Source organism: Frankia sp. KB5, assembly GCF_002099325.1.
Taxonomy (GTDB): domain Bacteria; phylum Actinomycetota; class Actinomycetes; order Frankiales; family Frankiaceae; genus Frankia; species Frankia casuarinae.
This window is the reverse complement of sequence record NZ_MRUJ01000317.1, coordinates 1-6425: the sequence shown is the minus strand read 5'-3', so window position 1 is coordinate 6425 and position 6425 is coordinate 1. Positions and strand designations below refer to the sequence as shown.

Below are 6425 nucleotides of genomic sequence, written 5' to 3'. Positions count from 1 at the left end.
GACTCGACGAGTTGCCACTGTTGCGCGACAGCAGGTACTCCAACCGCGCGACCCGGTCCGCGAGATCCTTGTTCGCCGCGGTCAGCCGTTCGACCTGCGCGACCTGTGCCTCCAACCGGGCGATCCGCGCCGCCTGCCAGAACGCYAGCACGACCAGGGCGTCGCGGGGCGAACCGGCAGGACCAGACACCAGCCGATCAAACCGAGCCCCGRCCCGCGCCGCGCAGCGACACGCCGGTCACACCGGACAACCAGCCCACAAACCCGCGCGGGCCGCGAGCGCCGGCCGCCCCCCAGTCCGGCGTCACAGTCCGCCACCAAGACGGCAAGATCAGCACTCTTCGCTACGCGGCTGAATGTTTACAATCGATCGACACCCTGACGGCACTCGAACCACACCAGGAAGAGGCCCCGGGCGTCGGTCTCGTGGACGCGGCCGAGAGCAAGGGCGCGGTAGCGGCGCTCATGAGTCGCTTCATGATGAAGCAGCTCGGACTACGTCCCTTGGAGATGTTCGCCGCAACGCCAGGCGCCCCGGTCGAAGGGGATGTACGCGACGGGGCCGTCCAGACGCACGAATGGCCCGCCTTCTTCCCGATGGTCAGCATCATGTCGGCGAGCGACTCCGTCCTGTTCGGCAAGAACGCGACCGGGAATATTCCCGTTCGCCTAATGCAGGCATTCCTTGATATTCCCTTCGTGTCGGATCTGATGTCCGCGAGCGCCTCATCGCGGATGGCTAAGCAGCAGGCGCGCCACTCTGCTCGACGAGTGAGAGAGGACGCCGATATCCGCGCCAGCCGGCTCGGGGCTGCCCAGGAGGAGCTGGAGAGGGCGCGTCTACGGCTGAGCGAGCTGCGTGCGTCAGCTCCTGACTTCGCAGCGCTGCGCCTGGCCGTGCGAGCCGCCGCCGACGCCGAGGCCCAGACGGAGCGGCGTCTCGACGCGGCGACGGACCTTCACGGGAAGGCCCGTCAAGCGCGCATCGAGGACGAACGGCAGCTGCGCGAAACCACGGAGTCCGTGGCAGCTCGGGCGCTGCTCGGCGCCCTGAACCCGAGCATGTGCCCTCGATGCGAGAGTCCGATAGGGACCGATCGGCGGCATGGTGAACATCAGCATGGGCGATGCGCGGTGTGCACCTCTCCGCTGACCGTTCCCGAGGAAGGACCAGAGGATCGCGAGTTCCTGCTCGACCAGCTACGTGCGCGTGTCAAGGCGTCGCGGGCCGCGGAGTCGGCAACGCAGAAAGCCCGCGACGACGCCCGCTCCTCGCATCGCGTCGCCGCCGAGAGACACCAGGAAGCGCAGGCGGCGCTCGCCGCGGCCGTTGGCCGGGGCGATGTGGAGGGCCAGGTACGCGACGCCGAACTGGACGTAGCCCGTCTCGACGGTGTGGTCCAGACACTCGCCGCCCTCGGCGACGCCGGCGACTCGCCGGCTGTGGACATCGATGCTCAGGTGCTGGAGGCAGCCGACGAGGTGCTCCGGTCCACCGCCAAGGCGGTGACCACGCGCCTGTTCGATGAGCTCAACGAGGAGATCGCCGATTTGGCGCGCCGGCTCGGCGTCGCCAACCTCGACTCGGTGAGGCTGGACACCCGAGCCCACGTCAACCCGCGCAAGTCGGGCCAGCCGGCTACGTTCAAGGGGCTGAGCCCCGGTGAGCGGCTGCGCCTCCGCATCGCGATCGTCGTCACCATGATCAGGGTTGGGCGCAGGTACGGCATACGGTCGCACCCGGGGCTGCTCCTCATCGACTCGCCCACCGACGTCGAGATCAAGCCCGGCGATGTGAAGATCATGCTGAACCATCTGATCGCGCTCGGTGACGAGCTGGATGGCCTTCAGATCATCATCGCGACCAGGCACGAGGCAGTATGGGATTCCTTCCCCGCCACGCGACTGATCGTCGGCACCGACCGCACATTTCTGTTTTGATCACATCGTGGACCCCGCCGCGTCTCCCGACGTCCTCCACAGGGTCGAGGATGCCCTCGGACGCTGGACAGCGTCGGCAGACTCGGCGGTCCTGGACGACGGGCCCACGGCTGAGGACCTCGGCGGACTCGCCCTGGTCACGGCCGGCGCGGCGGCACTTGCCGGCAGTCCGCTGTTCCTCTTCCTCGTCGACGCCGCAGGCCACGCAGACGCCGGCTCCGATGCCGCCAGCGTAGGGATCATCGATGACGCCGTGGTGTGGGGATTCGCCAACCACCCGCGGCCGTCCTCGTACGCAAGCGCGATCGCGCGGCTCCTGCGCTATCCCACTCTCGCCGCTCGGACATCGCGACCTCTGGAAGTTGCGCTACTCGCTCGGACGAGGGCAGTGCAGCGTCCGGACTGCACGCCACGCGAGGCCGCTACCGCGATCAGTGCCTTGGAAGCGCTCGTGCACCTCACGACGACCGAGCGGATACGTCCGCATCGTCTGATGGCGTTCTGTGACGACCTCGCTGACACGATCGACACGCTGCCGGACGAGGCCGTCCGTCGCCTGCCGCGACTGGTTGGAGCGCTGCACGACCATCATCCCGATCAGGTATTGACTGACCTGCTGGATCGCCTCGCCGACGTGACGCTTGCCCGAGCCGACGCCGTGTTCGAGCTTGCGCTCGCTGACCTTCGCCGGGCGCTCGACGCGGACAGCCAAAGCCGAGTCCGCGATGGTCTCCTCGCTGCCCGTCGCAGTCTGGCCAAGGCGACCGAGCTGGACAACGGACGCCCGGACGCTCAGGCATACGCATCCGCCCTCGACGCCGTCTTCGCTCTCATGCACCAAGACGCCGGCGCGGCCCGGACCGCCGCGGAGCATCTCGACGCAGCAGTGAGCCGCTACTGGGCATGGCTTGACGGCTACTATGCGCCACCGTGGGCGCAGCCACGGCATGCGGCGGAGCGAGCGTGGCATCGTCTCTCGCTTGCCTTGGTACCAGCGACCGGCTATCTGGCCGAGGAATACTGGTTCCGTTGTGACGAGGCGCTGGTCGCGTTGCTCGCCGCCTACGAGGAGAGCCGCACCTTCACCGGCACCCCACACCAGGGCGTCGACGGCATGGTTCGTCCGCTCGTCGAGGCGGCCTTCATCAACAACTCATACCGGCTGACTCTGCTCGACCTTGCGCTCGCGCGCGAACCCAGGTTCCGCGCCGACCCGGTAGCACAGGAGCTGGCCGACGCCGTCCACCTGGCGTGCGCCGAGATCCGCGTCAGCGACAAGCCTCTGGGTGGCGATGTACTGGGAAAAGACCTGGGCCGCATCCCAGCGGCGCTCGAAGCATTCGGTCTGACAGACGCGATCCGGCTGCTGAAACAGGCCGACCCTGACCTGATCGCGAGGATCGAGGAAAAATTCTACGACAGGGRCATCCTCCGAGCCGCGATCCGGAATCCGAAGATGGATAACCTGCTCGACGATCTCACCGCYGAGCTCAAGCGCTCACCCGACTGGGAGATCGCAGGCAAGGAGTTCTCGATCCTCATGGAGGACACCGTCGAATACCTCCGGGTCTGCAACAACGTCGGCAGGAAGATGGCAGGCGGTCGGACGTTTCTCTTCAAGGGCCGAGGGGGGACCGCGAAGGAGAAAGATCTCCAGCTGAACTTTATGGACTGGCTGGAGCGCCCTTTCTCAGGCCATGTACGGGGAGAACTGGAGGATGTCGCCGCCGGGCGGGCCGACATTGCGATCTTGCTACCTCAGTTTGCCTTCTACATCGAATGCAAACGGGAGGAAGGCAACGCCTCGCGTGAGGCCCTTCGGAAATATCTCGGCCAGACCAGAGCCTACACAGTAACAGAGGTCGCGTTCGTCGTTCTCCTTGTCCTTGACCTTACCGACCACAGCGAAGGTTTCCCTGATCTTTATTCCAGCGTATGGATCGATCGAGTACGGGTCGGCGCGGAGGAGACAGAGCGATTCGTCCTGGTAGCGCGCGTTCCCGGCAACAGGATGCTTCCCTCCGACACCAGGACCCCACGCGCGGTCGGCGAGCCCGAGCCCGCTCCGGGAAGATCGTCCGAACCTGCCGCGGTGGAAGGCTAATCTCGGCCTGATGCCGGCTACTGGTGGCGGCCAGGACGACGCGCCTCAGCCCGCATCTTTGCGTAGCCGGATGAGATGTCCGGCTGCTCCTGTGTCGGACCAAAGGCGCGAGTGAGATCTACGCCGTCCCCCAGGCGGTCGCCGGCCAAGGTTGGTCCCGTCGAGCGGCGTACTGGGTCCACAGCTGGCTGTGCGTACCTGCGATCGAACCGCCACCGCTACCGAGGACTTCTACGACACCCAAGAACGATCAACCTCGCCATCGCGCTGACGAACGCGACAAGGAGCAGCAGACTCCCGCCAAGAGCCGCCTGCATCCCCAGACGGGCCCGCAAGTCCGGTGCACCGGCGGCGCTCGATCGCCCGGCAAGAATCACCAGGACGACGTCGAGGACGACCACGAGTACCACCATGCCCATCAGCGCACTGGGGTCCCGGAGCCGACGCTGGAGCTGGCGCACTGCGGCCCTGTCCTCGTCTGCCCCGGCCTGTTGGGCGGCGTCTTCCCGACTTTGGCGCCGCAGGTCACAGATGAAGTCATGTTCTTGCAGGTAGCGCGGCCTGGCGGCGGAGTCCCATTCGCCCGCGGCGGACAGGAGCCGTATCGCGGTTCCGATCGTGTCGAGCGCCTCCGGGAGCAGGCCGCACATCCGCTGCCCCTGCGCCAGGCAGTACCGAATCTTATGATCATCGGGATAGGTGGTGGCCGCCTCGGCAGCGTGGCGGCGTAGGAACTCCCCCCGCCCCTCGAACGGCGGTGCCACACGCAGTCCGTCCAGGCAGACGTCCACGACCTGCCGCGATCGCGGTGCAGCGTCCCACGCCTGGGTGAACAGACCGGTGGCGTACTCGACGGTCCGCCGGCGGCTGCCGAACGCGGCGAACGCGCGGAGCGCCGCGAGCAGAGGACCGTGTGTCTGGTCGCGGCCGGTGGCGATCAGCGGTGAGGATTCCAGGAAGAGGTCCAGCTCGTCGAACCAGTAGTTCGCCCGCAACTTGGCGGCGTGGTAGAGCACGACAAAGCTGCGGACGTCGGCGGGCTGGTCGGCGAGCCTGCCAGTGGCCGCAGCGATGTCGTAGCGCGAGTCGACTGTGTCCCTGGTCGCGTCCGCGAACCCGAGCGACCACGCTTCGACGATCGCGTCCCGCTGCTGGGCTGTCAGGTCGTTGGTATGTGCGGCGAGCCAGCGGGCGCACTGGGCCGCGACCTCCATGGTCGGCTCAGTGAGCAGGCGGCGCCCCCAGTAGAGCCGCGAGCAGATCAGCCGCGGGTCGCCGACCGCGTCCACGGCCCGCACCTGGAACGGCGGCTCGACGCCGGCCACGGCCAAGGCCGCCGCGGCGGTGTCGCAGACGCGGCGCAGATCCCGCGGGTCGGTCGGATCGACCTGGTCGAGCTTCGTGAGGATGGCGGCGATGTCGGTGTCCACGGGCCCTCTCGCATCACGCTGATGGCACCGATATATCACACGGTCGACAGTCTCCGACACAAAGAGCTACATTTCGGCCGATCGGCTGTCGGGTCGGTGCCCCTACCCGGCCGCTCGATGATCCGTCCAGATCACGGCTCCCGCGTCGTCTTATCGCGGACACCCGAGGCGGTGGAGTTCCGCGATGATCCGCGCCGGTCGTCGGCCCGTTGTCCTCGGCCGCGATCCCGCGCCCACCGAGATCACGATGCTCTCGCGGTGAGCGCGGGATCGGCGCCTGTCCGTCGATCACATGGCCGGTTGGGGCATACCGTCGAGGTGGCTGGAGATGCTTTCGATCTGGGTGTGGATCTCGGTGCGTAGCTGCGCGACCAGTTTGCGCGCGGTGGGAGTACCGACATGGAGGCGCTTGCGCAGCGTCTCCGCGGAGATCGGGCGCTGGTACTGCTGCCAGTGCAGCACATCTTCGGCCCGAGCCCGATGCAGCAGATCCTGGTCGCCTGCCTTGCGACCAGTTTGAGGCGTGCCCTTTCGCGCCGGCCGCATCCCGGTGGTAGCAGGCCGTTCTGGCTGCGCGTGCGGTTCGGCAGCCACGAGACCGTGCGCGCCACCGCCCGCGGGCGCACCTTCCGGCAGGACATTAGACCGGGCTGGGCGCATAGCCTGAAGTAGTCCCGGGCCCACCTCCGACCACCCGATCAGCAAAAGCGGACCAACCGCATCAAATGCCGCTTTGCCGTAGTCCCCGGCGATCAGGGGTTCCGCGATGTTGAGTGCTAGCGTTACMRMGCYGGTTATCTTGAGCTTCACTATTGATCAAGGCTGTGACCTGGGTGTTYGCGTCGAGGACGATGTCGTCGACGCGAACACCCGAGATCGTTTCCTGCTGTTCAGCACGGTCCGATCGTTGTGGGAGAGTTTTCTGGGATGTTCCGGCGTGGTCGGCTGTC

The 6425-nt window shown here is 67.0% G+C and carries 5 protein-coding genes; 2 read left to right on the top strand and 3 right to left on the bottom strand.

Translation table 11 applies throughout. From position 1 onward, the window contains the following. Positions 1-190, bottom strand: a 190-nt coding sequence (locus KBI5_RS23380) for a hypothetical protein (RefSeq protein WP_133057142.1), incomplete at its 3' end; no start/stop codon positions are given. Positions 191-477: 287 nt separating this feature from the next. Between KBI5_RS23380 and KBI5_RS23375 the strand changes: the two genes are divergently transcribed. Together KBI5_RS23375 and KBI5_RS23370 are read left to right on the top strand one after the other, a co-directional pair. Then, the gene (locus tag KBI5_RS23375) at positions 478-1941 is read left to right on the top strand and encodes a hypothetical protein (protein ID WP_133057141.1); all 1464 of its coding nucleotides are present in this window, start codon (positions 478-480) and stop codon (positions 1939-1941) included. 388 nt (positions 1942-2329) lie between these two features. Continuing rightward, positions 2330-4045: a hypothetical protein gene (locus tag KBI5_RS23370; protein WP_133057140.1), complete on the top strand. Its 1716-nt coding sequence runs from the start codon at positions 2330-2332 to the stop codon at positions 4043-4045. Positions 4046-4263: 218 nt separating this feature from the next. Here the strand turns inward: KBI5_RS23370 and KBI5_RS23365 are convergent, their stop codons facing one another. Further along, positions 4264-5475 carry a hypothetical protein gene (locus tag KBI5_RS23365; protein WP_085016486.1) on the bottom strand — a complete coding sequence of 404 codons (1212 nt, stop codon included), beginning with the start codon at positions 5473-5475 and terminating at the stop codon, positions 4264-4266. Between the two features lie 288 nt (positions 5476-5763). Continuing rightward, a complete protein-coding gene (locus KBI5_RS23360; protein ID WP_347272536.1) occupies positions 5764-6285 on the bottom strand; it encodes a hypothetical protein in 522 nt (173 codons plus the stop codon). Positions 6286-6425 lie beyond the last annotated feature (140 nt).